Below are 24,319 nucleotides of genomic sequence, written 5' to 3'. Positions count from 1 at the left end.
TTCATCGCCCTGTCGATGTCGGTCTGACCGGCCGGCTCGGCGGAGTCGGAGGAGCTGCTCCCGGAACCACCGCCGCCGCAGGCGGTGAGGGCCAGGGCCGCCCCGGGCGACAAGGCACCCGTCGTGGTGAGGAACAGAGGAACAGGGGATGGCTCATGGGGGAGGAGCCGGTGAGGGATCCGGATGTGGGCATGGTGAACTCCCGCCGATGGCGAAGGGGACGGCACGCCGGGGGAGGGCGTGTGGCAAGGGGGTGACGAGGAGAGAGCAGGCGTGGGCGGGACGATCTGGACGTCGAATCCGGACGGGTTCGGGAAGCGCGGCTGCGCGGGCTGCGACCGGTGTACGGCACGCAGGCGTCTGCGGGACGGGCCGAGGAGCGCTGCGGCCATGCGGCCATGCGGCCATGTGGCCAGGTAGCCATGTGGCCAGGTAGCCATGTGGCTCGAGAGCCGCGGGGCGAAGGGGAATGCGCGCGTCGTCCGTGGTGCGGGGTCGTCCGCCGTGGCGGGGACGCGGTCGGGATGGACAGGGCTGAACCATGGCCGGTACGGCGGGCGGCCCCTGGGCTCACACGCCGGGTCCGGGCTCTGCGGCCCAGACCGATCGGCGCCGTTCAGTGGTGGGTGGACGGGCCTTTCTTCGGGAGCGAGGGACTGGACGCCTCTCCTCGGGATCGGGAGCCGCTATGTCGTCGACGTCCCGGGGGCGTCCGGGGCGTCCGGAGCGGCGGGGGCCGGGTCGAAGCACGGACAACGACGTCGACCGGTGGGTCGCTCGCCGGCACGGCCTCTGCCTGCGGGTTCTCGATGGCGTGCACGAGTCGCTTGAGCCCCTCCTGCGCCACCGTGTCGAACGGCTGCCGCACCGTGGTCAGGGGAGGTGTCACATAGGCGGCGACCGGGTTGTCGTCGAAGCCGACGACACTGACGTCCTCCGGCACCCGGCGCCCGGCCTCCGTCAGAGCCCGGATCAGGCCGATCGCCATGTCGTCGTTGGCGGCGAACACCGCCGTCGCCTCGGGGTCGGCGGCCAGTTCCCGGCCCGCCGCGTAACCGGAGGCGGCCGACCAGTCGCCCTCGATGGCCGGCGGCTCGTCCCTGCCGTGTACGGCCAGCGCCGTCCGCCAGCCCTCGAGACGGTCCTTGGCGGCGTACCACCGCTGGGGACCGGCGAGGTGATGGACCGTCGGGTGCCCCAGGTCCAGCAGATGCTCGACGGCCGCCCGGGCCATCAGATCCGAGCCGCCTCCCCCGAACAACACGGTGGAGGCCGCGAAGGGCGGTGGCGCGCCGAGGACCAGAACCGGCACGCTGACGCGGACAGAGAGGTCGGCGCCCCCCTCCTCCTCGATCGGCTCGGAGATGACGATGCCGTCGACGCCCTGGTCGAGGAGCTCGACAGCGCCGGCGAGGCCCGCCGGGTCGCCTTCCATCGTGTTGACCACGCGGAGCGCGTAGCCCGTGTCCCGGACCACCCTCTCCACACCCATGAGCAGTGAGGCGGGACCGTACAGGGTCGTGCCCAACGTCACCACGCCGATCGAGCGGGTCCGTCCGGAGGCCAGCGCCCGGGCGGCGTTGTTACGCCGGTAACCGAGCCGCTCAGCGGCTTCCGTGACCCGCCTGCGCACCTCGGCGGAGACGTACGGCTCGTCGTTGAAGACCCGCGACACCGTCTTCTGCGAGACCCCGGCCGCACGGGCCACGTCCACGCTGCGCGGCGCGCCGGGGATTTCGTCCCGCCCCGTCCCTCGCGTCATGACGTCTCCCGATGGCCGCACGATCGAAGCCCGATGAGGTCAGACGCCGTTCGTCTGACTGCGCGGTCATGTCTACGCAGTCATATGGCAGTCGTCAAGAGTTTGGGAACGTATCCGCGATGTTCGGTTGAGCTGTGCCGCTGACAGGACCGGGGCGCGGCGGCGAACAGCGGGCGCTCGTGGGGCCCTCATGCGACGGTTCGTCACCCGGCGCGGCCGGTTCACTGTCGGCGGAGACACCATCACGGCGGCGCCGACAGCGATGTGGGGGGCCCTGTCACACCCTGGAACGCCGGCTTCCGGCATGGCACGGTCTGCCGTGATGCGAGCACGGCGACCAGGCTTGAAGATCTTCCCGCGGTGAGGGGAGTCCCCTCCCGCCTCGCCCTGTTCGAGCCCGCCCTGCGGTAGCAGTCATCCGAGGACCGAGGAGATGAACCGATGACCAGCACTGCTCCCTGGACCGACGACGAACTCGATCGGGTCGGCGCGGCCGAGGAACTGGAGGTCGCCTCCCGGAGCCGGGACGGCCTACTGAGCGGTTGGCGCACGATCTGGGTCGTACGCGTGGACAACGGCATCTACGTCCGCTCCGTCAACGGCCCCACCTCCGCCTGGTTCCGCGGCACCCGAGCCTGCCACGAGGGCCGTGTCCAGGCCGGCGGGGTCGAGAGGGACGTGGCGGGGGAACGCCTCCTCGCCGAGACGACCGCGACCGAGGAGGCACTCAAGGCCCTCCCCACGCTCGCCGAGGAACTGGACACGGACCCGGCGGTCGCCGAACGCATGCGCCAGGAGTACGAGACCCACCTGCTCGTCGTCCGCGCCGGCGGCGACACCGCTGCCTCCGACGAGACGGACGCCCTGCGCCACCACCGGCACTACACCGCCCTGCGCCTGGCCCTCCTCGCCCACAAACGTTCCACCGTGCTCCGCCTCCGCGACGACCACGAGATCGACGACACCGTGCTGCGCCACGTCCAGCGCCATCTCGACCTCGAAGAAGTACGGCTGCCCCGACGCCAAGCCGCCGAATGACCCCGAACAGGACAGGAGCCACCATGAACGCACCCTTGGACGTGAACGCCCGCGAAGAGGTGCTCGCGGCCTACCGCGCCCACCTGCGGGCGATGACCGACGGCGACACCGAAGCCCTGGACGACCTGCTCGACGACGGCTTCACCCTCACCCACATCACCGGGTACCAGCAGCCCAAGGCCGAGTGGCTGTCCCAGATGCGAGCCGGCCGGTTCGTCTACCACGGCGTGACCGAGAAGAACGTCACCGTCGACGTGGAGGGCGACACGGCCCGCCTCGTCGCCCGCATCGTCACCGAGGCAACGGTCTACGGCACACACGCCGACTGGCCACTGCGATTCACCATGGACTACGCCAGGGACGGCGACACGTGGACCGCGCTGCGCTCAGTGGCCACGACCTGGTGACCCACACGCGGTCGGCCGCCGCGGCCGGGACCACGGAGGAACGTCGCGCGTACGGCGGTCGAGCAGACGTGCGGCGAAGGACGCGCGGTATCCGATGATCCGCAGCTCACCACGACAGTGGGTGAACCGGCGGTGCGGCACCGGGAATTCCGGCTCCGGTGGGTCGACCCTCGGACGGTCGGCCGAGGCGCGGTCACCTATGGTGCCTCGTCGGCACGGCATTAGAGTGAGACGATGACCTCTGTGCCGGAAGACCTGCCGTCACTGATCAGCGAAGACGACCGCGACATGGCCGTGCAGCGCTTGCAGGAGGCCTACGCCGAAGGGCACCTCTCACACGAGGCGATGGACGAACGCCTCCACCGGGCCCTCACCGCCAAGACGCACAGCGAGCTCGTGCCGGCTCTGGCCTCGCTCCCGGAGAAGAATGCCGGCACCACGTCCACGATTGCCGCCGCCGGCGGACGGATCAAGCGGCGAGGCGCATGGCGGGTACCTCGCACCCTCAAGGTCGAGTCCGCATTCGGAAGGGTGCACCTGGACTTGTCCCGGGCGGTCATCGAGCATCCGGTGGTCGACATCGAGTTGCACCTCGGCACCGGCAGGGCAAAGATCACGCTGCCTCGCGACGCGATCGTCGACTTCGAGGATCTGCGCACCGGGTGGAAGGACACGCTCTACAAGCCCCCACGGCGCCCCCCGGCCGGCGGGCCGACGATCCGGATCTCCGGGGCCATGGGGTTCGGGCGGCTGAAGATCCGCCACGCGCGGCGTTGAGGCCCCGTCCGGCACCAGGACCAACGGTCCGTCACTTCTTCGTCGTCACGTCCCGGTACCCGTCAGGAAGGTGCCGCGTCGCCTCCGCGCCACCCGGCGTTGACACGCTGACCGAGTGTTGGCCATCGCTTTTCCCGTCGATCTCCGCCGCTGCCAGGCGCTCGGCCTGGCCGGATCCGCCTTTCTCGCCCTGGGAGGTGAAACTGCCGGTGCCCTGCCGGTCCAGGACCTGCTCTCGCCGACCTCGGGGCGCGGTGCGCTGGGTCTGGTCGGTGTCTACTTCGGCGTCGTCCTGCTGACAGCAGCCTGGGCGCTGTTGGGAAAGGTGATACGCGGACCCGAACCACCCACACCCCGCGCCCTGCTCCTCGTGCTGGCCGTCTGGGCGGCACCCCTGCTCCTCGCGCCACCGCTGTTCAGCCGGGACGTCTACAGCTACCTCGCCCAGGGCGCCATGGTCGACGCCCACATGGACGTCTACCTGCACGGGCCCGCCCACCTCGGCGGTCCGCTCGCAGACGAGGTGGCACCGATGTGGCGGCACACGGCGACACCGTACGGCCCGGTCTTCCTCGTCATGGCCTCCGGGCTCTCCGGCCTGACCGAGGGGCGGATACCGGCCGGGCTCATCGGGATGCGCCTGATCGCCCTGCTCGGAGTGGCCCTGATGGCCGTGGCGCTGCCCCGCCTCGCCCGGCACGGCGGAACCGACCCGGCCGTCGCCCTCTGGCTCGGCGCGCTCAACCCGCTCGTGCTCCTGCACCTGGTGGCCGGGGCTCACAACGACGCGATGATGCTGGGGCTGCTGGGCGTCGGGCTGGTGCTCGCGCGAGGACGCTGGTACCTCCTCGGCGTCGTCCTCGTCACGCTCGCCGCCCTGGTGAAGGCACCCGCCGCGCTCGGCCTGCTGGCCTTGGTCGTGATGCGCGGCCGTACCCGATGGATCCGGACGACCGCGGCCACCCTGACCGTCGCCTCCGCCACCACGGCGGCCGTGACCGCCCTGGCCGGCACGGGATACGGCTGGATCGCCGCCCTGCGCACCCCGGTGTCCCCGCAGAACTGGTCGCCCACCAGCGTCCTCGGCCGCGCCACCGGCACCCTCCTGCACGGCCTCGGCAGCGACCTGGCCCCCCTCGCCCTCCCGGCCTGGCGCGCCGCCGGACTCCTGCTGACCCTCGCCGTCGTCCTCTTCATCTGGCTCCGGCTGAGGCCGGGCCCCGTGTACGCGCTCGGCCTCAGCCTGGCCGTCGTGGCCGCACTGGGTCCCGCGGTCCGCCCCTGGTACGCGCTGTGGGGCCTGTTCCTCATCGCCGCCGCCCGGAACGCCTCGGTGCAGCGCCGGGTCGCGGCCGCCAGCGGGGTGCTCGCCCTCGCCGTCCTGCCGAGCGGTGATCCGGCGGACACCGCGCAGATCGTTCTGGCGGTGTGCGGGGGAGTGCTCGCGGTGGTCGTGCTGTGGCAGGCCGAACAGGCCTCCCGGGCGCCGGCCCTGGAGCGCACGGCATGAGCGAACCGCGCCAGAGGTGGTTCCGGCCGCGCACCGACCGCGCCCGCGTCCTCCTCGTCCTCGCCCTGGCCGTCGCCGTCACCGTCTTCACCGCGACCGTCCCACTGCTGCGCGACTGGTTCGACCTGCGCGTCTACCACGGCACGATCGACACCTGGGTCCACCACGACGGCCGTATCTACGACTACCTGGTGCCCGGCACGACCTACGGATTCACCTATCCGCCCTTCGCGGCCGTCACCATGCTGCCGATGGCGCTGGTCGGGCTGCGCACCGCGATCGTGCTGTGCCTGGGGCTCAACCTGGCGGCGCTCGCGGCCGTCCTGTACGTGCTGGCCGGGCCGCTCCTGCGCCGCCACGGCTGGTTCGGCGCCTCCCTCGCCCTCTGCGCGCTCGCCCTGTTCGAACCGCTGCGGGACACCTTCAGCTTCGGCCAGGTGAACCTCCTGCTGCTGGCCCTGGTGCTCGGCGACGCCTGGCTGCTGTCCACCGGCCGGGGCCGCCGGGCAGGCGTGGGCATCGGCCTGGCGGCGGCGATCAAGCTGACGCCCGCGATCTTCATCGGACTGCTGCTGCTCGCCCGGCGGTGGCGGGCCGCCGGGCTCGCGACGGCCGTCGCCGCGGCCGCCACCGCGGCGGCGGCCTGGATCGCCCCGGCCGCCTCCCGCTTCTACTGGACCGAGGCCCTGTGGGACACCGGCCGCATCGGCCGTCTCGACTACGTCTCCAACCAGTCGCTGCAGGGCGTCCTGGCCCGGCTCGGGGCACCGCACGAACCGGGCCGCGTCATATGGGCGTTGCTCGTGCTGGCGGTGCTGTGCCTGTGGGTGCGGCGGGTCCGTGCGGCGGTGCGTGCCGAGGACTGGGCGGCCGCGTTCGCCCTCACCGGGCTGACCGCGTGTCTGGTCAGCCCGATCACCTGGGTGCACCATCTGGTCTGGCTGCTCCCGTCCTTCGCCGTCCTGGTGAGACACCGCCGACTGCTGCCGCTCGCGGCGGCGCTGTACGGGGTGCTGTGCAGCAGCGTCGTCTGGCTGTGGTTCGACGACGCGTCCGGCCTCGGCGGCTTCGTGGGCAGCAACACCTATGTGTGGATCACCCTGGGCCTGCTGCTGTGGCTGCCGGTCGGTCAGCCGCGGGAGAACCGGCCCCTGCTGAGCCGCAGGATCAGTGCCACGGCCGCGGCGCCGAACCCGGCCGCGCCCGTGATCGTGCCCGCCACCGGCCAGCCGGGGGCGGTGACCTCGGCCTCGTCCTCGCGGGCGGGTGGTGACCCGGGGGCGGCCTGAGGGCCCGCCGCCGGACGCGGCGGCAGGAGCGAGCCCACGGCGTCGACGCGCCCGGCGGCACGGAAACCCCAGTCGAGAAGGGAGCGCGCCTCCTCGTAGACGGCGTAGCGGCTACCCGACCGGGGCCGCATCACCGTCGCGACGAGGGTGCGCCCGTTGCGCCTGGCGGCGGCGATCAGCGTGTTGCCGGCGTTGCTCGTGTAGCCGTTCTTGACGCCGATCAGCCCGGGATAGCGCTCGACACCGGCGCCGGTGAGCAGGCGGTTGGTGTTCTGGATGGCGTACGACCAGCCTCCCGCAGGGAACTTCGCGGTGGCCGTGGCGCAGTACCCGGCGAACTCCGCGTTGCGCAGCCCGGCCCGCCCGAACACCGCCAGGTCGTACGCGGACGACACCTGGCCGGGCGCGTCGTAGCCGTCGGGCGAGACGACGTGGGTGTCCCGGGCGCCCAGGGCGCGGGCCTTGTCCTGCATCTGCTCGGCGGTGGCCTTCCAGCCGCCGTTGAGGGCGGCCAGGACGCGCACGGCGTCGTTGCCCGAGCTGAGGAAGACCCCGCGCCACAGGTCGGCGACGCTGTAGGTGCGGTCCTCCTTGACGCCGACCAGGCTGCTCCCGGCGCCGATGCCCGCCAGCTCCTCGCGGTCGACGGTGTGTCGGAGGCCGGCCGGGAGTCCCGGCATCACGGTGAGCGCGAACAGGGTCTTCAGCGTGCTCGCCGGCGGGAGTTTCCGGTGCGCGTCGTGCGCGGCGAGCACCTTGCCGCTGTCGGCGTCGGCCACGAGCCACGACACCGCGGAGACGTCCTGCGGCACCCGGGGCGCCCCGGCCCGCGGCCGTACCCGCGTCCCCGGCCGGTGCAGCGACGGCGTCTCCTGCGCGGCCTTGGGGTCCTGCGCGCCCGCCTCGACCGGGAGGCCGGCACCTTCGGGGTTCGTCGCGACGGCCAGGGCCCCGAGCGCACAGACGAGGGAGCAGCTGACGGCGGCGCGGGCAACACGAGGGACGCGGGATGAGAATCCGATGGTCATATCGCAAACGTAGGAACGGTCGTGCCGTGGAGCGGGGTGCCAGGGCCGAGCGCGCGGATCGAGCACCCGGATGCCTCATGTCATGCCGCCGGGAGCGTGGGATGCACCTGCCGCAGGAAGGTCGCGTTGTCAGGGGTGGCGCGCATCCGCTCCAGGAGCGTTTCGAGGTTCGCCTGCCCCTCGCGCGACCGCAGGGCCCGCCGCAGCCCGCGCACGGCCGTCAACTCGCCCGGCGTGAGAAGGAGTTCCTCGCGGCGGGTGCCGGACGGGGTGATGTCGACGGCGGGGAAGACACGCCGGTCGGAGAGGGCGCGGTCCAGGCGGAGCTCCATGTTGCCGGTGCCCTTGAGCTCTTCGAAGAAGAAGTCGTCGGCGCGGGACCCGGTCTCCACCAGGGCGGTGGCCAGGATGGTGAGGGAGCCGGCCTCCTCGGTCAGCCGGGCGGCGCCGAAGAGCCGCTTGGGGCCGTGCAGCGCGGCGGCGTCGACACCACCGCTGAGGGTGCGGCCACCGGAGGCGGCCGCGTTGTTGTGGGCCCGGCACAGCCGGGTCAGGGAGTCCAGCAGGATCACGACGTCCTCGCCCTGCTCGACGAGCCGCTTGGCGCGCTCCACGACGAGTTCGGCGAGCGCGATGTGCTGCTTGGGGGACTGGTCGAACGTGGAGGCGTACACCTCGCCCCGCACGGAGCGCCGCATGTCGGTCACCTCCTCGGGCCGCTCGTCGACCAGCACCACCATCAGGTGGGCCTCGGGGTGGTTGGCGGCGATCGCGGCGGCCACCTGCTGGAGCAGCACCGTCTTGCCGGTCTTGGGCGGGGCCACGATCAGCCCGCGCTGCCCCTTGCCGACGGGTGCCACGAGGTCGACCAGACGGCCCGTCAGACCGCTCGCCGGGTGTTCGAGCCGCAGTCGCTCGCGCGGGTGCAGCGGGGTGAGGTCGTGGAAGTGCGGGCGGCCGCGCAGCTCTTGGGGCGTACGCCCGTTGATCCGCTCGACCTCGGTGAGGGCGCGCCGGCCGTCGCGTACGCCCTCGACGGTGTCGCCCTTGCGCAGCCCGTACCGGCGGATCAGCGCGGCGGGGACCTGCGGGTCGGACGGGGTGGGCAGGCCGCGCTCGGCGCGCAGGTGTCCCTGCCCGCCCTGCGCGATCTCCAGGACGCCGGTGACCCGGGCCGGAGGCTGCCGATCGGTGGAGGTGCGTTCGAGTGTGGTGGTGGTCATGGGTGGTGGTCCTTTCGAGGACGTCAGGGAAGGGGAAAACGCATGCGGAAGGGGGAGGGGAGGGGCATACACCCGGGGTACGGCGGAGCCGTGCACGGCAGCGCGGAAGAGGGCGGGCCGAAAGGTGGCGGGTGGTGCGGGGAAGCCGACGGCCTGTCGCGAATCGACGGGCGGTTCGGCGAGAGGGATCTGACGATCCGAGAGAGTGGCACCGGAGCCCGAGAGTGGGCGATACACACGTGCCAAGGCGAGTGTACCACCACCGGTGGCCGGTCGTTGGGGAGTTCCTTACCGATGGCTTACCCGTGGTCTTTGAACTGATGCCGTCGGCCCCTCGTACAGAGGGGGGCACCACCAGCGGTCTTCGCACGGAAGGAACGTCGCGTGTCGCTCTTCACGCGCTCCAGCCCATCACCGGACACGGACGAGACGGACGAGGCGAGCGAGTCGTCGGCGGAGGACCCGTCGCCGGCGGAGGACCCGTCGGTGTCGGACACCCCCGTCGAGGACACGCCGGCCAGGACCGGTGAGCCCGTCCGCCGATGGCGGAGATACCGGACGGCGTTCCGGACGAAGTACCCGGTCGCCGCACGCGTTCTGTCCTGGAGCGTCACCGCGCTGGCCGCCGCCCTGGTGTTCTTCGCACTGCTGATGCCGGGCAAGGCCGAGTTCTTCGAGGCGCGTCAGTTCCTGCGGATACCGGTGGAGCCGATCCTCGCCGCCGCCCTGCTGATGGTGCTGCCGCGCCGCCCGAGGCTGGCCGCGGCGGTCGTCATCGGGGTGGGGCTGGCCGCGCTGGTGGTCGTGAAGGCGTTGGACATCGGCTTCAACCAATTCCTCGGCCGTGGCTTCAACGTGGTCCTCGACTGGGGCCTGCTGGACGACGCCGAATCGTACGTCCAGGACACGTTCGGCTCCACGGGCGCGCTGGCCGCCGTCATCGGTCTCGTGGCCCTCGTGCTGCTGCTGTTCGTCGTCATGTCCCTGGCGGTGGTGCGGCTTGTGAACCTCCTGGTCCGTGACCGGGACCGGGCGACCAAGGGTACGATCGTCGCCGGAACCGTGTGGATCACCTGCGCGGCGCTCGGCCTGACGCCGATCCAGAACACCGCGGTCGCCTCCAGGAACACCATCGGTTTCGTGCAGGACCGCTGGGGCCGGGTCCAGGAGACCCTCCGGGACGAGGCCGCGTTCGCCAAGGAGGCCAAGAAGGACAAGTTCGCCGATGTGCCCGCCGACCGGCTGCTGACCGGGCTGCGCGGCAAGGACATGATGATCACCTTCATCGAGAGCTACGGCCGCGCCGCCCTGGAGGACCCGGCCATCGCGCCCGGGGTGAACGCGGCCCTCGACGAGGAGGGCGAGGCGCTGGGCAAGGCCGGGTTCGCGGCGAGGAGTGGCTGGCTGACCTCGGCGACGTACGGCGGCAGCAGCTGGCTCGGCCACTCCACGTTCCTGACCGGCCTGTGGATCGACAACCAGAGCCGCTACCGCACCGTCACCGCCGGGGAACGCCTCACCCTGCCCGGCGCCTTCGGCAAGACGGGCGCCTGGCGGACCGTCGGCATCGTGCCCGGGGTGCAGAAGAACTGGCCGGAGGGCGACTTCTACGGCCTCGACAAGGTCTACGACTCCCGTGATCTCGGCTACCAGGGGCCGAAGTTCAGCTGGTCGACCATGCCCGACCAGTACGCCCTCACCGCGTTCGAGCGTCTGGAGGCCGCCAAGAAGGGCGACAAACCGCTGATGTCGGAGATCATCCTGACCTCCAGCCACCAGCCGTGGGCGCCGCTGCCGACGATGGTCGGCTGGGACGAGGTCGGCGACGGCTCGGTCTACCAGGACATCGAGAAGGCGGGCAAGGACCCGGCCGACGTGTTCACCGACCCGGTCAAGGTGAAGGAGGAGTACGGCAAGTCCGTCCAGTACTCGCTGCACAGTCTTCTGCAGTACGTGGAGAAGTACGGCGACGAGAACACGGTGCTGGTCTTCCTCGGCGACCACCAGCCCATGGCGAGCGTCAGCGGCAACGGCGCGGACCACGACGTACCGGTCACCATCGTCGCCCACGACCCCGAGGTCCTCGACAGGATCGACGACTGGGGCTGGTCCGACGGACTGCGGCCCGGCGACGACGCCCCGGTCTGGCGCATGGACTCCTTCCGCGACCGCTTCCTCACGGCGTACGGCGAAGAGCCGAACGTGGCCGCCTCGCCCGCGCCGTAGAAGTCCGCGTAGGCGTCCGCACGGTACACGGGGGATGCCCGGAGCGGGGCTCCGGGCATCCGGCCCCGACGGCTAACCGCCGAGCTCGAAGATCCCGTATCCGAAACCCCGCGCGGTGATCGTGCCGTCCACGAGGGCCACGCCCTGCCCCTCCAGAGCGCTCCGCACGGCGGGAGTGTACGGGTGGCAGGCCTCGTGCCGCTGCGGGTTGATCACCACCAGGTACCGCCCGCCCCGCACGTACACGAACGGATATCCGGCGTGCAGGACCTCCACCGAACCGCCGGAGCCCAGCTCGGGTGTGCGCCTGCGCAGGGAGATGAGGCGGTGTACGAGGTGGAGGAGCGCGGTGTCGTCGGCGCGCTGGGCGGCGACGGTCGGGCGGTCGGGGGAGGGGTCGACGGGGAGATAGAGGCGGTCGGTGGGGGCGGTGGAGAAACCCGCGTTCGCGGTGTCGTCCCACTGCATCGGGGTGCGGGAGCCCGCGCGATTGTAGCGGGGGCCGAGGACGCTGCCCTCCTTGTCGGGCAGTCCCGGGACGTAGCGCATACCGATCTCGTCGCCGTAGTAGATCGCCGGGAGCGTCGGCCAGGTCAGCTGGAAGGCGAAGGCGGCGGGGAGCTGATCGGCCGTGCGGGGGCCGCAGTTGAGGCGGGAGAAGTCGTGGTTGGCGGTGGGCAGGGAGATGGCGCCCGTATCGGCGACGGCGGCGGACGCCTGCTGCCAGGCCTCGACGAAGGGCCGCGGTGAGCCCCGGCCGCTCGCGTCGAAGAAGCAGTCGAGGGGGTCCCAGTTCTCGTGGACCGTGCCCTCGCCGTTGCTCCACAGCGAGCGCAGGGCGAGGCCGTCGGCGGGGCCGCCGAAGTGGAGGAAGAAGTCGGCGTGGAAGCCGGCCGGGATGGACACCTCCGGCTCGCCCCATTCCGCGAGCAGCACGGCGTCCGGGTGGGCGGCGTCCAGCCAGTGCCGCAGTTCCGTCCAGACGCGGGTGGTCTCGGTCTTGTCCGGGTCGTCCTTGACGAGCGACGCGGCCATGTCGACGCGGAAGCCGGAGATGCCCAGGCCCAGCCAGTGGTCCATGACCGTGCGCAGGGCGTGGCGGTTGGCACGCGGGCCGTCGGCGTCGACGGGCAGTCGCCAGGGTTCGGCCGGATTCTCGCGTGCGTAGCCGAAGTTGAGGGCGGGCTGGGAGTCGAAGAAGTTCGGGAGATACGCGCCCGGGCGGGTGCCGGGGGACGCCACGAAGCCGTCGGGCCGGCCCTCCGTCGTCCAGATGTAGCGGTGGTCGTCCGGGTCGTTCGCGGAGGCCCGGAACCAGCGGTGGTCGATGGACGTGTGGCCGGCGACGAGGTCCAGCAGGATCCGGATGCCCCGGCGGCCCGCCTCGTCGACGAGCCCCGCGAGGTCGTCGTTCGAGCCGTAGCGCGGGGCGACGTTCAGATAGTCGGCGACGTCGTACCCGGCGTCCCGGAACGGGGAGACGAAGCAGGGGTTCAGCCAGACGGTGTCGACGCCCAGCCAGGACAGATGGTCGAGGTGGTCGGTGATTCCGGCGAAGTCCCCGATGCCGTCTCCGTCGGAGTCGGCGAAGGACTGCGGATAGATCTGGTAGAAGACGGCGTCGGCCAGCCAGGTCGGGGCAGGACGGAACGAAGTCATGCCCTGGACCATAGGCGAGGGTCCGCGCCCGCCGCTGCCCCGAGCCAAGGCCTAAGCTGACGTGATGTTCACCCCGCAAGGCCCCAGCCTCCGCGAACTCGCCGTCCAGGCGCTCTCGTCCGTCGAACACGGCTACGACCTGCTCGCGCCGAAGTTCGACCAGACGCCGTTCCGTACGCCCGACTCCGTCCTGGAAGCGGTCGAGGCGGCCCTGTCGTCGATGGGCCCGTTCGAGCACGGCCTCGACCTCTGCTGCGGCACCGGAGCCGGGATGGAGGTGCTGCGCGAGGTGTGCCGCGAGAGCGTCACCGGCGTCGACATCAGCGCGGGAATGCTGGCGGTGGGGAGGGAACGGGTGGGCTCCGGCACCACCCGCTCCGCAGACCCGGTGGCCGCATCCGTCGGCCCCGAAGCCCTGAGCCCGGCCACACCTGGCGCCGGTGGCCCCGGTTCTGCCGCCCCTGGCTCCGAGGGTCTGGTGTCGGCCACGTCTGGCTCCGAGGGCCCGGGTCTGGCCCCGTCTGACTCCGAGGGTCCGGCTCCGGTCACCCCTGGCTCCGGTGGCCCGGGGTGGGCCACCACCCGCTCCGGCGGCCCCCGCGTCTCGTGGGTGCGCGGTGACGCCCTGGCGCTCCCCTTCGCCCCCGTCTTCGACCTGGCCGTCAGCTTCGGCGCGTTCGGGCACTTCCTGCCGGAGGAACTGCCGGGCCTGTTCGCCGAGGCGCACTCCGTGCTGCGGCCGGGCGGACGCTTCGCGTTCCCGCTGCCGGCTCCCGCCCCTCCGAACTCCCCCTGGTACTGGGCGGCCCTGGGCTTCGACGCGGCGATGCGCGTGCGCAACGCGGTCTGGCGGCCGCCGTTCGTCATGTACTACCGGCCGTTCCGGCTCGGCGTCGTACGGCGTGAGCTGGAACGCGCCGGGTTCGAGGTGGAGCTGTTCGCGCTGCCCGAGTTCGGGCGGCGGCCCGACGGCAGCCCACGCTGCCGGATGGTCGTGGCCACCCGCAAGGGGTGACCGGGTGGTGTGGTCGCCGGGGCCCGGCATGGTTGCCCGGCCCGGCGGAGCGGGTCAACGGGCGGCGACCACCGCCGACTTGACCGGCGAGGTGACCGCGTCCGGGTCGGACAGGGCCTTGGACATCGCGTCCATCTTCTCCGCGTCGGCCTGCTACAGCTGCTTGGCGGTGATCGGCGGTGATCGGCGGTGATCGGCGGGCAGCAGGGCACCACGGCCCCGACGTCAGGGACCGGCAGCTCCACAGGCTCTGACTTCGACATGCGCCTGTGTCGACGCTCCCGGAGGAGCGGACTGCGGTCCGGTCGCACCGTTCCCCCGTTCTTCGAGGCAGTCGTGCAGAGCGGATCAGGGCGTTTGCGAACGCTGAAGTCCCCGGCGGTTCGGGGCGGTTGGTCCCGCCCGGTGCCCCTGAAGCTGTCATGTGGCTGGGTTCAGGCGATGTTCTTCCGAGGTGGCGCGCCGGGGCGCGGTGATCAGGTTAGGATCACGACGTGATTACGGACTGGTCTCCCTCTCGCATGCCGAGGAGCCGCTCATCAGCGGCTCTGTCGCGTGTGCTTGGGCTGGGCCTGTTCCTCTTCGGCCTGCTGTATACGCATGCCGTCAGCCCGGACGCGACGATGAGTCACCTCACCTCCGCCAAGAGCGTCGTGGCGTCGGGCGGGCATTTCGAGCCAACTGTCGGACCCGTGAACGTTGCGAGTGCCACGTGGGTGCAGTCGGCGGGGAAGCCGGAGGGCCGCCACGACGGCCACGGACAGCCGCACGCAGGTGAGACCTGTGCGGTCGGGCAGCCCTCCCAGGGGCCCGCTGTGGCTGTGCCCTGTCTGTCTCGGCTGAGTTCTGAGAGCGGAGACGAGGCGCCCGGCTCCGGACCCGCCCGGCACTTGGCAGAGGCACGGGACTTCGCGGCCCCGAGAACGCGAGCGGCGGACTCCGCGATTCTTCGCATCTAGGTCGGCGCTTTCCCGACCGGTCGACCCTTCCCGGGACTTCTGGACTCGGCCCAAGGCCGCGTCATGCCTTCCCCGGTGACCGGTTCCACGGCGTCCGACCTCCTGCGCACAGCGCCCCACCGCGCCCCACCGCGTGGCGCGGGGAAGGTCGACCGCTCTCTTCCCCGACCCCCACCGATCCCTGCCCTGACCGGGAGAGTTCCCGCACGGGCAGGGACCGCCGCGCGGAGGACCTGTGCCGCCCACCCCTGCCCTTTCCCTTGCCCCTCTCTCCTTCGTACGTCCCCCGTGGAGGAGCCGGCTCGTCCGCAGCACGGCGTACGCCCTGCTGTTCGTGCTGCTGACGTGCCTCGGCGATCAGCGCCATGCGCCGGAGTCGCCGGCTCGTTCGGCCGCTGCGGCGACTGAAATCCCGCTGTCTGCGGAGGCTTCGGACGTCGAGAAGCTGGATGCCTCCGAGTCTCCCGACCGTTGCCACGGCCTTCGCCTCGGGCAGGCAGCCTTCCCGCTGTCGTCCCCGCGGATTCCACCGCCCGCCGTCGCCGCGCTGTCGCTGACGGATGCCACAGCAACTCCCGTGCGTCACCACCCCGGCGCCGCTCGAAGACCGCTTCCCAGCGGCGGCAGATCCGCTCTCACTGCCATCTGCCGGTGGCGCATATAGGAGCCCCACCGCGGTCGGCCCTGGTTGCCCCGCCCACGTGGCGCGCCTCGACCGTCTCGCGGGACGAGCATCCGCACGCATCCCTATCGATATGAGAGCGAAGACGAAATGCACTCCATGACCAAGAGTGACCTCACTCCTGCCGGCTCCGCCCTACGGGGGCTTGTCGGCAACACCCCGCTCCTCCACGTCTCCCAGCCCTTCACCGAGCCGGACCGCGGCTTCTGGGCGAAGCTGGAAGGCTTCAACCCCGGGGGCATCAAAGACCGTCCGGGCCTGCACATGGTCGAGCGCGCCCGCGCCCGCGGCGAACTCCAGGCGGGTGCCAGGATCATCGAGTCGACCAGCGGCACCCTCGGACTGGGGCTCGCCCTGGCCGGGATGGTCTTCGGGCACCCCGTCACGCTGGTGACCGACCCGGGTCTGGAGATGTCCATGACCCGGCTGCTGACCGCCTACGGGGCTCAGGTCAATCTCGTCTCCGAACCGCACCCCACCGGGGGCTGGCAGCAGGCCCGCCGCGACCGGGTCGCCCAGCTGATGCGGCAGCATCCCGGTTCGTGGTGCCCTGATCAGTACAACAACCCCGACAACACCACCGCGTACACCCCGCTCGCCCTCGAACTGGCCACCGAGCTCGGCCACATCGACGTGCTGGTGTGCAGCGTGGGAACGGGCGGACACTCCGCCGGAGTCTCCCGCGTACTCCAGCAGCTCTACCCGGACCTCAAGCTGGTCGGCGTCGACACCATCGGGTCGACGATCTTCGGCCAGCCCGCCCGTCCCCGCCTGATGCGGGGACTGGGCTCCAGCATCTACCCGCGCAATGTCGCCTACGACAACTTCAGCGAGGTGCACTGGGTCGCCCCGGCGGAGGCGGTGTGGACCTGCCGTCAGCTGGCCGCTTCCCACTATGCCACCGGCGGCTGGAGCGTCGGCGCGGTGGCGATGGTCGCCGGATGGCTGGCCCGCACTCTGCCCGCCGACACCCGGATCGCGGCGATCTTCCCCGACGGCCCGCAGCGGTACCTCGGCACGGTCTTCGACGACGACTACTGCGCGGCTCACGGACTGCTCGACGCCCAGCCCGCGCCCGAACCCGAGGTGATCGGCCGCCTGGACGAGAAGGAGGTCACCCGCTGGACGCGATGCGAGAACGTCATCGACCCGCTCACGCCGGCCGACTCCGCGCCGCGGTCCGACGTGGCCGGTCCGCTCGACACGTACGACGCGGACGCCGGGGCGTCCGCGGACGGCGACGTCGCCGAACGGCTTGACGGCAGCGATGTACTCGCGGAGGGGAACAGGTGAGGACGACCATCGCCCAGGTTCGTTCCTACGAACGCAGCGTCCAGTTGTTGATGGTGAACCAGTTCACCATCAACCTGGGGTTCTACATGTTGATGCCCTACCTGGCCGCGCATCTGGCAGGCCCCGTGGGGCTGGCGGGCTGGCTGGTCGGGCTGATCCTCGGCGTACGCAACTTCAGCCAGCAGGGCATGTTCCTGCTCGGCGGAACGCTGGCCGACCGGCTCGGGTACAAGCCCATGATCATAGCCGGGCTGATGCTGCGCATCATCGGCTTCGCGACCCTCGGGCTGGTGGAGTCCGTACCCGCCCTACTGGCCGCTTCGGCGGCGACGGGACTGGCCGGCGCGCTGTTCAACCCAGCCGTCCGGGCCTATCTGGCGGCGGACGCGGGCGAGCGGCGGGTCGAGGCGTTCGCGCTGTTCAACATCTTCTACCAGGCCGGGATCCTGCTCGGCCCGCTGGTGGGCATGCTGCTGACCGGCGTGAGTTTCCGCGTCACGTGCCTTGCCGCGGCGGGGATCTTCGCGCTGTTGAGCGTCGTTCAGCTCAGGGCCCTGCCCGACCGCCGGGGCGACGACGCCGAGAACGGCAAGCGAGGTCAGGGAGAGAGCGTGCTGACGCAGTGGCGCGGCATCTTCGCCAACCGGCCGTTCCTGCTGTTCTCCATGGCCATGATCGGCTCGTACGTCATGTCCTTCCAGGTCTACCTCGCGCTGCCGCTCGAAGTGCGGCGGCTGGGCGGGGAAGGGACCTTCGGAACGGCCGCGGTGGCGGTGCTCTTCGCGGTGTCGGGGTTGAGCACGATCCTCGGCCAGACGAAGGTGACCGCCTGGTGCAAGGCCCGTATGGAACCGGGCCGCGCACTGACCTGGGGGCTGCTGACGATGGGGCTGGCGTTCGTCCCGCTGTTGTCGGCCACCGCGGTCCCGGTACCGGACGGCGGCGTGGGGCTGTGGATGCTCGCGGCCGTGCCGCCGGCACTGTCCGCGCTGCTCCTCGCGATGGGGACGATGATCGCTTACCCCTTCGAGATGGACACCATCGTCCGGCTCTCCGGCAACCGCCTCGTCGCCACCCACTACGGTCTGTACAACACCATCTGTGGCGTCGGCATCACCCTCGGAAACCTGCTGACGGGTGCGGCGCTCGACGCCGCACGGGCCGCGGGGATGTCCGCGCTGCCGTGGGTGGCTCTGTTGGTAGTTGGTCTGGCGTGCGCGGCCGCCCTCCACGGGCTGCACCGCACGGGCCGCCTGGCACCACCGGTGCGCGAGGCGCGGCCGGAACCGGCGAACGCATAACACGACGTCGTGTACTGGAGGGGGCGGACGAGTTGACGTCCGTCCCCTCCGGTGGGCCACGCACACGCCCACGCCGATGGCCGGGCGTGTGCACCCACGGACTTCAGCACGGGCCGGGCGTTGGGGCGTGGCTTGTCGTAGGCAGAGTCCGCGGTGCCGTCAGCGGGCCGGTGACCGCGCCGACGATCGCCTCCTGTGCCTCGCGCACCTTGAACGTGTGCCCCTCCCGCGTACCGACGCCACGTACCGGCTGTCCGGCCGCTTGGCGCGGAGTCTCCCGCCCGGGCCGCGCCGCCCGAGTCACCGCTGCCCCGGGCCCTCGCCCATGACCGAGCCCGACCTCACCACCGCCCGGATCGCACACGCCCACGGCATCGCCGTACGCCTCCACCCTGGCCCCGCCCGCCCGCCGACCGCGCACGCACCATCCGCTCGGTGGCCCGGGCCCGGGCTCTCACCGGCCCGAGCCACGTCACGCGGCGCTTCGAGGAGGTCTACGGAGGGGCACCGCAAGGAGTGGCGCAGGGCGCCTCGGCCAAGCCTCGGGTGGGTCACAGCGCGCTGTACAGGGCCTCGACGAGCGCCATCTTGCGCGGGTCGTCGGCGATGTGCGGGCCCATGCGGTTCATGACGTAGCCGAGGGACACGCCGGCCTCCGGGTCGGCGAGGCCGCTGGAACCGCCGTAGCCGTCGTGGCCGAAGGCCCTGGGGTTCGGCCCGTACGAGCCGTGCGGGCCGCTCAGCCACAGTCCGAGCCCGATCTCCGTGTCCCGGCCGAACCCGGCGCCGAGCACCAGGTCACGGCAGGCGCCCTGGCCCTCGCGGACCCGCTCGGCCGCCTCCGGCGACAGCACCCGCCGCCCGCCCCAGGTACCGCCCAGCGCGAGGATCCCGTACAACGCGGCGACCGCCCGCGCGGTGCCGTGGCCGTTGGCGGCCGGGACCTCGGCGGCCCGCCACTCGGGGGTGTTGGCCTCGGCGGCGCCGACGAGCGGGTTGGCGAGCGCGGCCAGCGCGGTGGGCGTCAACTGGGCGAAGACAGCGGCCTGTTCACTGGTCGTAGCGGCCGGCGGATGGACCAGTTCGGCCGCCCTCGACGCCTCTGTGTCCGGCAGGCCGATCGTGAAGTCGATGCCGAGCGGCCCGGTGACCTCCCGCGCCAGGAACGCGCCCGGCAGCAGCCCCGACACCCGCCGGACCACCTCGCCGACGAGGAAACCGAACGTCATCGCGTGGTACCCCGACTGCGTGCCCGGCTCCCACCAGGGCTCCTGCGCCGCGAGCCGTTTGACGGTCAGCTCCCAGTCGCAGAGCTGCTCGAACGAGAGCGGCTCACGCGGCCCGGCGAGCCCCGACCGGTGCGACAGCAGATGCCGTACGAGGACCCGCTCCTTGCCGGCCGCCGCGAACTCCGGCCAGTACGCGGCCACCGGGGCGTCCAGGTCGAGCAGCCCCCGGTCGGCGAGGATGTGCGCGCACAGCGCGGTCGGGCCCTTGCTCGTCGACCACATGTTGACCACGGTGTCCCGCTCCCAGGGGCGGGTCCGCGCCGCGTCGGCCCAGCCGCCCCACAGGTCCACCACGGTCTCCCCGCGCAGCGTCACCGTGACCGCCGCGCCCAGCTCGTCACGCTCGCCGAAGTTCTCCTCGAAGGCGCTCCGCACGGCCTTGAACCGACCCTCGCAGTGACCCCGCACCTGAGACTGAGACATCAACCCTCCGTCGTCCACCGCCGTTCGCCGGGGCGCGGCCGCCCGGCCCCCCGAACATACCGACTGGTCGGACAGGAGGGAACCCGTGCGGCGGCCCCGCGCCTACCGGCGAGGGGCCCGAGGCAGGAACATCGGCCGGGCGGGCTCCGTGCGGACCGGGACCAGGTGCCAGTAGTCCCGGGTCTCCACGGCCAGTCCGGCCGCGTCGAACCGGACGAAGACACAGCCCGCGAGTGTCTGCGGCTCCTCGTCGACCTCGGACAGCACCCGGAACTCGGCGACGGCCAGACCGTCCTGGCCGATCACCGGCTCCGAGAACCGCACGTCGTCGACCCGCTCGTCGGCGAACGACCAGCGCAGGTACTCGGCGAGTTCGTCGCGGCCCCGGTGCGGCTCCCGGAAGGGCATCGAGCGGTGCACGCAGTCCTTCGCGTACAGCTCCAGGATCGCGTCGACGTCATGGGCGGCCCACGCCCACCGCCACACCTCCACGAACCGCTGTGCGGCCTCGGCCGTGTCCATCCCGTCGGGTCCTCTCAGAGCCGCGAGGCCAGCCAGCGCAGCTTGACCGCCTCCTGGAAGGGGCCGCCGCCCTCGTGGTCGTTGAAGTCGTAGACCTCGATGCGCTTGTTGGCCTCGGCCCAGGCGTTGTAGGCGGCGAAGACCGTGGACGGCGGGCAGGTCTGGTCTTCCAGAGCCGCCGAGAACAGGGCGGCGGCCCGGCCGCGCGCGGCGAAGTGCACGGCGTCGAAGTAGGCGAGGGTGCGCCCGACCTGCTCGGTGCGGCCGCGGTGGGTCTTGAGGTACTTGCCGATCTCGCGGTAGGGGTCGCGGTCGGTGATGGTGGTGGAGCGCGGGAAGTCGCACAGGAACGGCACGTCGGGCGCGACCGCGACCAGGTCGGGGACGAGGCCGCCGACCGCGATGGAGATGCCGCCGCCCTGGCTGGAGCCGACGACCGCCGTGCGCGCGGCGTCGGTCAGCGGGTGCGAGCGGGCGGCCTCCACCGCGCGTACGGCGTCGGTGTAGACCCGGCGGTAGTAGTAGTTCTCGGGGGCGTCGATGCCCCGGGTCATGAAGCCGGGGAAGGCGGGGGCGCCGGCCACCGGGTCGGGGGTGTCGCCGCCTCCGCCCCAGGCGCTGCCCTGGCCACGGGTGTCCATGACGAAGTGGGCGTAGCCCGCCGAGGCCCACAGCAGATAGGTGTGGGGCAGACCGCGTCCGCCGCCGTAGCCGATGAACTCCACGACAGTGGGCAGCGGTTCGGTGGCGCCTGCCGGGAGGACCAGCCAGCCCTTGACCGGGTGTCCGCCGAACCCGGAGTAGGTGACGTCGTACACCTGGACCGTCTTCAGGTGGGTCTCGACCGGCTCGAACCTGGCGTCGAGGTCGTGCTCGCGGGCCTCCTGGAGCGTCTTCGCCCAGAAGGCGTCGAAGTCCTCGGGCTCCGTCGAAGCGCTTCGATAACCACGGAGCTCGTCCAACGGCAGGTCGAACAGGGCCATGAAGGACCACCTTTTGAGTTCTGAGGTGCGGATGATCACACCGTACGTGGGGCGTCGCGGGCCCGCCAAGAGGCTTTTCCCGGCCCGCGACGCCCCACGGCTCACCCTTGGTCGGCCCCGACCAGGGCCCGGACCTCGAAGTCCTCGTACACGCTCTCCTCCTGCCGAGGACCGAGACGGGAGCCGAGCCAGCCCAGCAGGAAGCCCGCGGGGATCGAGACGATGCCCGGGTTCTGCAGAGGGAACCACGCGAAGTCTGCGTCCGGATAGACCGAGCCGGGGGTGGAGGAGACGACCGGTGAGAACAGCACGAGCAGGACCGAGATGACCAGTCCGCCGTAGAGGCTGAGCAGGGCGCCTCGGCCTGTGAACCCCCGCCAGAACAGGCTGTAGACGATGGTCGGCAGGATCGCGGACGCGGCGATCGCGAAGGCCAGGAACGCCAGGGTGGCGGTGTTGGTGCCCCAGGCGAGGAGGGCGAACATCATGCTGAGCACGCCCAGGATCACCGCGGCGATCCGGGCGACGCCCAGCTCCTGCGTCTCCTTGGCCCTGCCCTTGCGGATGACCTCGCCGTAGAGGTCGTGGGCGACGGACGAGGCCGCGGCGAGCATGAGACCGGCGGCGACGGCGAGCAGGGTGACGAAGGCCAGGGCCGAGACGATCGCCGTGAGGACCTCGCCGCCGAGTTCGTTGGCGAGCAGCAGGACGGCCGCGTCGCCCTTGTGGTCGATGTCCGAGATGGTCTCCCGGCCCACGACGGCCGTGGCGCCGAGACCCAGCACGCCGGCCATCAGACACACGAACCCGACCAGGCCCACGGCCCACACCACCGAGGCCCGCAGCACCCGGGTCCGGCGCGGCGCGAGCAGCCGCGTCATCACGTGGGGGAGCGCGGCCAGCCCGAGCACGATGGCCAGTTGCAGACTGAAGAAGTCGATCTTGCTGATGGGGCCCGCCCCGTAGCGCAGACCCGGTTGCAGGTACTCGCTGCCCAGTCCGCTGCCCGCGGTCGCGGACGCCAGCAGTTCGTCGATGTTCCAGTCGAAGCGGTTCAACACCAGCACGGCGACCACCGTGACACCCGCGACGAGCATCACGGCCTTGACCACCTGGATGAACGTCGCGCCGGGCATGCCGCCGATGGCCGCGTAGATGGTCACGATGGTGCCGATGATGATCACGGTCATCGTGCGGGTGGTCGGGCCGGGTTCGCCGACGAACTGCGTCATCAGCGCGATGCTGCCGACCAGTTGGGCCACCAGATAGAGGGTGCACACAGAGAGTGTGCAGATGGAGAGCGCCAGCCGGACCGGCCGCTGTTGCAGCGGGAGCCGTCGGGCCAGGGCGTCGCCGAGCGTGAACTTCCCCGCGTTGCGCAGGGGTTCGGCGATGAGCAGCAGCACCATCATCCAGGCGACGACCGTGCCGCCGAGGTAGAGCAGACCGTCGTATCCGGTGAGGGCGACGAGGCCGGTGCTGCCGAGCAGCGTCGCGGCCGAGAGGTAGTCGCCGCACATGGCGAGGCCGTTGCGCAGCGGCGACATGTCGCGGTTGCCGAGGTAGAACTCGCTGATCTCGTCCCGCTGGGGTGCCGTCAGCAACGCGGTGAACAGGGTGATCACGACGACGGACAGGAACAGCACGAACGTCAGCCGCAGGCCGAACGCGTCGGCCACACTCGCGGAGAAGGTCACCATGCGCGGAACCGCCGTCCGGCCGGAACCCGACGATGCTCGGTCTCACGGTCCTCCAGCTGGGACCGGAGCCGGCGGACGACCGGATCGATGTTCCGGCGCATGTGCCGTACGTACAGGAACGCGGTCACACCCATGACGGCGAACTGCGCCAGACCGAGGGTCAGCCCCAGCGTCAGATGTCCGAACAATCGCTGGTTCATTACTCCTGGTACGAAACTCGACAGGAGGACGTACGACAGGAATCCACCGACGGACAACGTGGTCGCCCCTACCCCGAATCTGCGATATGCGGCGCTTATTGAACGAAATTCAGGGTGTGCGTGTATGGGCTGTCGACTTGTCCGTGTGGGGGGATACGGGACGGAACTGTCGTACCGTGCCGTGGAGTTGGACACAATGCACCCTCTTCGCTGCCTCATGCCTGTGGGGGAGAAAGCGGAGTATGGCAGCAAGGCAATTGAAGTATCAACTGCGTTGGCGGGATGAATTTTGTGGATGTTCTGGGGTTGTTCGACAGGTGGTGCACGGCCTTTAGCTGAGCAATGTTCTTGTTTACTGTCACGCCCAGCGATGTCCCCAGTCGGGTCCTGTCCGCGCCCACTCCTGTTCCCATTCGGCCAGTCGATGCCGGGTGGCGACCCTGCGGACCACGAAGTGCCCGAGCAGCACGATGCCGACGACTCCGCCGGTGGCGCAGGTCCCCATGGCCAGCGCGTGCTGCCAGACGGCCGTGTCGGTCGGCGGTGGCTGGACGCTGCGGCCCGCCTCGTCCAGCCAGACGTCGGCGCGGTCGCCGCGCTCGGTGCCCGCCGGCACGCGGGCCTCACCGGTACGGGAGCCGCCGTCGGGCTCGGTCCAGCGGGCCCGCACCCAGTAGGTGGGCTGCTTGTCGCCGTGCGCCGAGGGCACGGAGGCCGGGGCCTTCTCGGCGACCACGGCACTGACCCGGTCGAGCGCGGCCCGCTCGGCCACGGCGTGCGCCTGTGCGTCCCCATGGGCCCACCGGCCCACCGCGAACCCGGCGGCCGGGGCGACGAGGACGAGCAGCAGAACGACGCACAGCACCGTCCACGCCTCGACGACGTCCGAGCGTCGGCGCAGCGAATTGGAGCGCCAACGCCACCCGAACACCTGGCCTCGCATCTCGCCCTCCCTCACCGGCACGGCCCTCGTGTACGAGAACCCCGGTTAGGACTGGTCCGCACTTCCGGTGTACCCGAAAGAGGACGCGAT

General features: G+C 71.4%; 18 protein-coding genes and 1 pseudogene. 9 read left to right on the top strand and 10 right to left on the bottom strand.

Annotated features, from left to right (window positions below; translation table 11 throughout):
• Positions 1–616: 616 nt before the first annotated feature.
• The gene (locus OG272_RS03570) at positions 617–1,762 is read right to left on the bottom strand and encodes a LacI family DNA-binding transcriptional regulator (protein ID WP_405892521.1); all 1,146 of its coding nucleotides are present in this window, start codon (positions 1,760–1,762) and stop codon (positions 617–619) included.
• 441 nt (positions 1,763–2,203) lie between these two features.
• On the opposite strand from OG272_RS03570, the gene OG272_RS03565 reads away from it, so the two are divergent.
• The 5 genes and pseudogenes from OG272_RS03565 to OG272_RS03545 form a co-directional block, all read left to right on the top strand.
• Complete coding sequence (locus OG272_RS03565) at positions 2,204–2,800, top strand: DUF2255 family protein (protein WP_405892519.1); 597 nt, start codon at positions 2,204–2,206, stop codon at positions 2,798–2,800.
• A 23-nt stretch (positions 2,801–2,823) separates the two neighbouring features.
• Positions 2,824–3,207, top strand: a complete 384-nt coding sequence (locus OG272_RS03560; RefSeq protein WP_328507930.1) for a nuclear transport factor 2 family protein — start codon at positions 2,824–2,826, stop codon at positions 3,205–3,207.
• A gap of 234 nt (positions 3,208–3,441) precedes the next feature.
• The gene (locus tag OG272_RS03555; protein ID WP_326585030.1) at positions 3,442–3,984 is read left to right on the top strand and encodes a DUF1707 domain-containing protein; all 543 of its coding nucleotides are present in this window, start codon (positions 3,442–3,444) and stop codon (positions 3,982–3,984) included.
• Between the two features lie 124 nt (positions 3,985–4,108).
• On the top strand, positions 4,109–5,494 hold the full coding sequence (mptB, locus tag OG272_RS03550) for a polyprenol phosphomannose-dependent alpha 1,6 mannosyltransferase MptB (RefSeq protein WP_405895980.1): 1,386 nt from the start codon (positions 4,109–4,111) through the stop codon (positions 5,492–5,494).
• Positions 5,491–6,396: pseudogene (locus OG272_RS03545) on the top strand (glycosyltransferase family 87 protein); the annotation flags it as partial. The gene mptB and the pseudogene OG272_RS03545, both read left to right, overlap by 4 nt.
• 227 nt (positions 6,397–6,623) lie before the next feature.
• On the opposite strand, the gene OG272_RS03540 reads toward OG272_RS03545, so the two are convergent.
• Both OG272_RS03540 and rho read right to left on the bottom strand, forming a co-directional pair.
• Complete coding sequence (locus tag OG272_RS03540) at positions 6,624–7,811, bottom strand: serine hydrolase (protein ID WP_327731224.1); 1,188 nt, start codon at positions 7,809–7,811, stop codon at positions 6,624–6,626.
• An 80-nt stretch (positions 7,812–7,891) separates the two neighbouring features.
• Positions 7,892–9,034 (bottom strand): transcription termination factor Rho, encoded by a 1,143-nt coding sequence (gene rho, locus OG272_RS03535; protein ID WP_326585032.1) that lies wholly within the window; start codon positions 9,032–9,034, stop codon positions 7,892–7,894.
• A 384-nt stretch (positions 9,035–9,418) separates the two neighbouring features.
• On the opposite strand from rho, the gene OG272_RS03530 reads away from it, so the two are divergent.
• Positions 9,419–11,260 (top strand): sulfatase, encoded by a 1,842-nt coding sequence (locus tag OG272_RS03530; protein ID WP_405892516.1) that lies wholly within the window; start codon positions 9,419–9,421, stop codon positions 11,258–11,260.
• A gap of 72 nt (positions 11,261–11,332) precedes the next feature.
• Here OG272_RS03530 and OG272_RS03525 read toward each other — a convergent pair whose 3' ends face one another.
• Entirely contained in the window at positions 11,333–12,919 is a 1,587-nt protein-coding gene (locus tag OG272_RS03525) for an alpha-amylase family glycosyl hydrolase (protein ID WP_405892514.1), read from the bottom strand.
• Between the two features lie 64 nt (positions 12,920–12,983).
• Here OG272_RS03525 and OG272_RS03520 point away from each other — a divergent pair, with 64 nt between their 5' ends.
• The 3 genes from OG272_RS03520 (at position 12,984) to OG272_RS03510 (ending at position 18,169) form a co-directional block, all read left to right on the top strand.
• On the top strand, positions 12,984–13,934 hold the full coding sequence (locus OG272_RS03520) for a methyltransferase domain-containing protein (protein WP_326585035.1): 951 nt from the start codon (positions 12,984–12,986) through the stop codon (positions 13,932–13,934).
• Between the two features lie 1,731 nt (positions 13,935–15,665).
• A complete protein-coding gene (locus tag OG272_RS03515; RefSeq protein ID WP_326585037.1) occupies positions 15,666–16,868 on the top strand; it encodes a PLP-dependent cysteine synthase family protein in 1,203 nt (400 codons plus the stop codon).
• On the top strand, positions 16,865–18,169 hold the full coding sequence (locus OG272_RS03510; RefSeq protein WP_326585038.1) for an MFS transporter: 1,305 nt from the start codon (positions 16,865–16,867) through the stop codon (positions 18,167–18,169). Before OG272_RS03515 ends, OG272_RS03510 begins: the two co-directional genes overlap by 4 nt.
• Positions 18,170–18,720: 551 nt before the next feature.
• On the opposite strand, the gene OG272_RS03505 is transcribed toward OG272_RS03510, so the two are convergent.
• From OG272_RS03505 to OG272_RS03480, 6 genes are all read right to left on the bottom strand, one after another.
• Positions 18,721–19,881, bottom strand: a complete 1,161-nt coding sequence (locus OG272_RS03505; RefSeq protein ID WP_327731230.1) for a serine hydrolase domain-containing protein — start codon at positions 19,879–19,881, stop codon at positions 18,721–18,723.
• Between the two features lie 102 nt (positions 19,882–19,983).
• Entirely contained in the window at positions 19,984–20,403 is a 420-nt protein-coding gene (locus OG272_RS03500; RefSeq protein ID WP_327731231.1) for a nuclear transport factor 2 family protein, read from the bottom strand.
• 14 nt (positions 20,404–20,417) lie between these two features.
• Positions 20,418–21,386, bottom strand: a complete 969-nt coding sequence (locus OG272_RS03495) for an acetylxylan esterase (protein WP_327731232.1) — start codon at positions 21,384–21,386, stop codon at positions 20,418–20,420.
• 101 nt (positions 21,387–21,487) lie between these two features.
• Positions 21,488–23,086, bottom strand: a complete 1,599-nt coding sequence (locus OG272_RS03490; RefSeq protein ID WP_327731233.1) for a cation acetate symporter — start codon at positions 23,084–23,086, stop codon at positions 21,488–21,490.
• Positions 23,080–23,505 (bottom strand): DUF485 domain-containing protein, encoded by a 426-nt coding sequence (locus tag OG272_RS03485; RefSeq protein WP_405892511.1) that lies wholly within the window; start codon positions 23,503–23,505, stop codon positions 23,080–23,082. The genes OG272_RS03490 and OG272_RS03485 overlap by 7 nt, the downstream gene beginning before the upstream one ends.
• Positions 23,506–23,644: 139 nt before the next feature.
• Positions 23,645–24,229, bottom strand: a complete 585-nt coding sequence (locus tag OG272_RS03480) for a hypothetical protein (RefSeq protein ID WP_326585044.1) — start codon at positions 24,227–24,229, stop codon at positions 23,645–23,647.
• Between the last annotated feature and the right edge of the window lie 90 nt (positions 24,230–24,319).

Origin of the sequence: Streptomyces sp. NBC_00104 (assembly GCF_045160825.1) — a bacterium.
In the GTDB taxonomy this organism is placed as follows: Bacteria; Actinomycetota; Actinomycetes; order Streptomycetales; family Streptomycetaceae; genus Streptomyces.
Note: the sequence above shows the minus strand (reverse complement) of the source record. Positions and strands in the feature narration are given on the sequence as shown.

Coding starts and splice junctions, on each gene's coding strand:
- OG272_RS03570 (WP_405892521.1), bottom strand. CDS start 1,762: ATGACGCGAGGGACGGGGCGGGACGAAATCCCCGGCGCGCCGCGCAGC.
- OG272_RS03565 (WP_405892519.1), top strand. CDS start 2,204: ATGACCAGCACTGCTCCCTGGACCGACGACGAACTCGATCGGGTCGGC.
- OG272_RS03560 (WP_328507930.1), top strand. CDS start 2,824: ATGAACGCACCCTTGGACGTGAACGCCCGCGAAGAGGTGCTCGCGGCC.
- OG272_RS03555 (WP_326585030.1), top strand. CDS start 3,442: ATGACCTCTGTGCCGGAAGACCTGCCGTCACTGATCAGCGAAGACGAC.
- OG272_RS03540 (WP_327731224.1), bottom strand. CDS start 7,811: ATGACCATCGGATTCTCATCCCGCGTCCCTCGTGTTGCCCGCGCCGCC.
- rho (WP_326585032.1), bottom strand. CDS start 9,034: ATGACCACCACCACACTCGAACGCACCTCCACCGATCGGCAGCCTCCG.
- OG272_RS03525 (WP_405892514.1), bottom strand. CDS start 12,919: ATGACTTCGTTCCGTCCTGCCCCGACCTGGCTGGCCGACGCCGTCTTC.
- OG272_RS03520 (WP_326585035.1), top strand. CDS start 12,984: ATGTTCACCCCGCAAGGCCCCAGCCTCCGCGAACTCGCCGTCCAGGCG.
- OG272_RS03515 (WP_326585037.1), top strand. CDS start 15,666: ATGCACTCCATGACCAAGAGTGACCTCACTCCTGCCGGCTCCGCCCTA.
- OG272_RS03505 (WP_327731230.1), bottom strand. CDS start 19,881: ATGTCTCAGTCTCAGGTGCGGGGTCACTGCGAGGGTCGGTTCAAGGCC.
- OG272_RS03500 (WP_327731231.1), bottom strand. CDS start 20,403: ATGGACACGGCCGAGGCCGCACAGCGGTTCGTGGAGGTGTGGCGGTGG.
- OG272_RS03495 (WP_327731232.1), bottom strand. CDS start 21,386: ATGGCCCTGTTCGACCTGCCGTTGGACGAGCTCCGTGGTTATCGAAGC.
- OG272_RS03490 (WP_327731233.1), bottom strand. CDS start 23,086: ATGGTGACCTTCTCCGCGAGTGTGGCCGACGCGTTCGGCCTGCGGCTG.
- OG272_RS03485 (WP_405892511.1), bottom strand. CDS start 23,505: ATGAGGCAGCGAAGAGGGTGCATTGTGTCCAACTCCACGGCACGGTAC.
- OG272_RS03480 (WP_326585044.1), bottom strand. CDS start 24,229: ATGCGAGGCCAGGTGTTCGGGTGGCGTTGGCGCTCCAATTCGCTGCGC.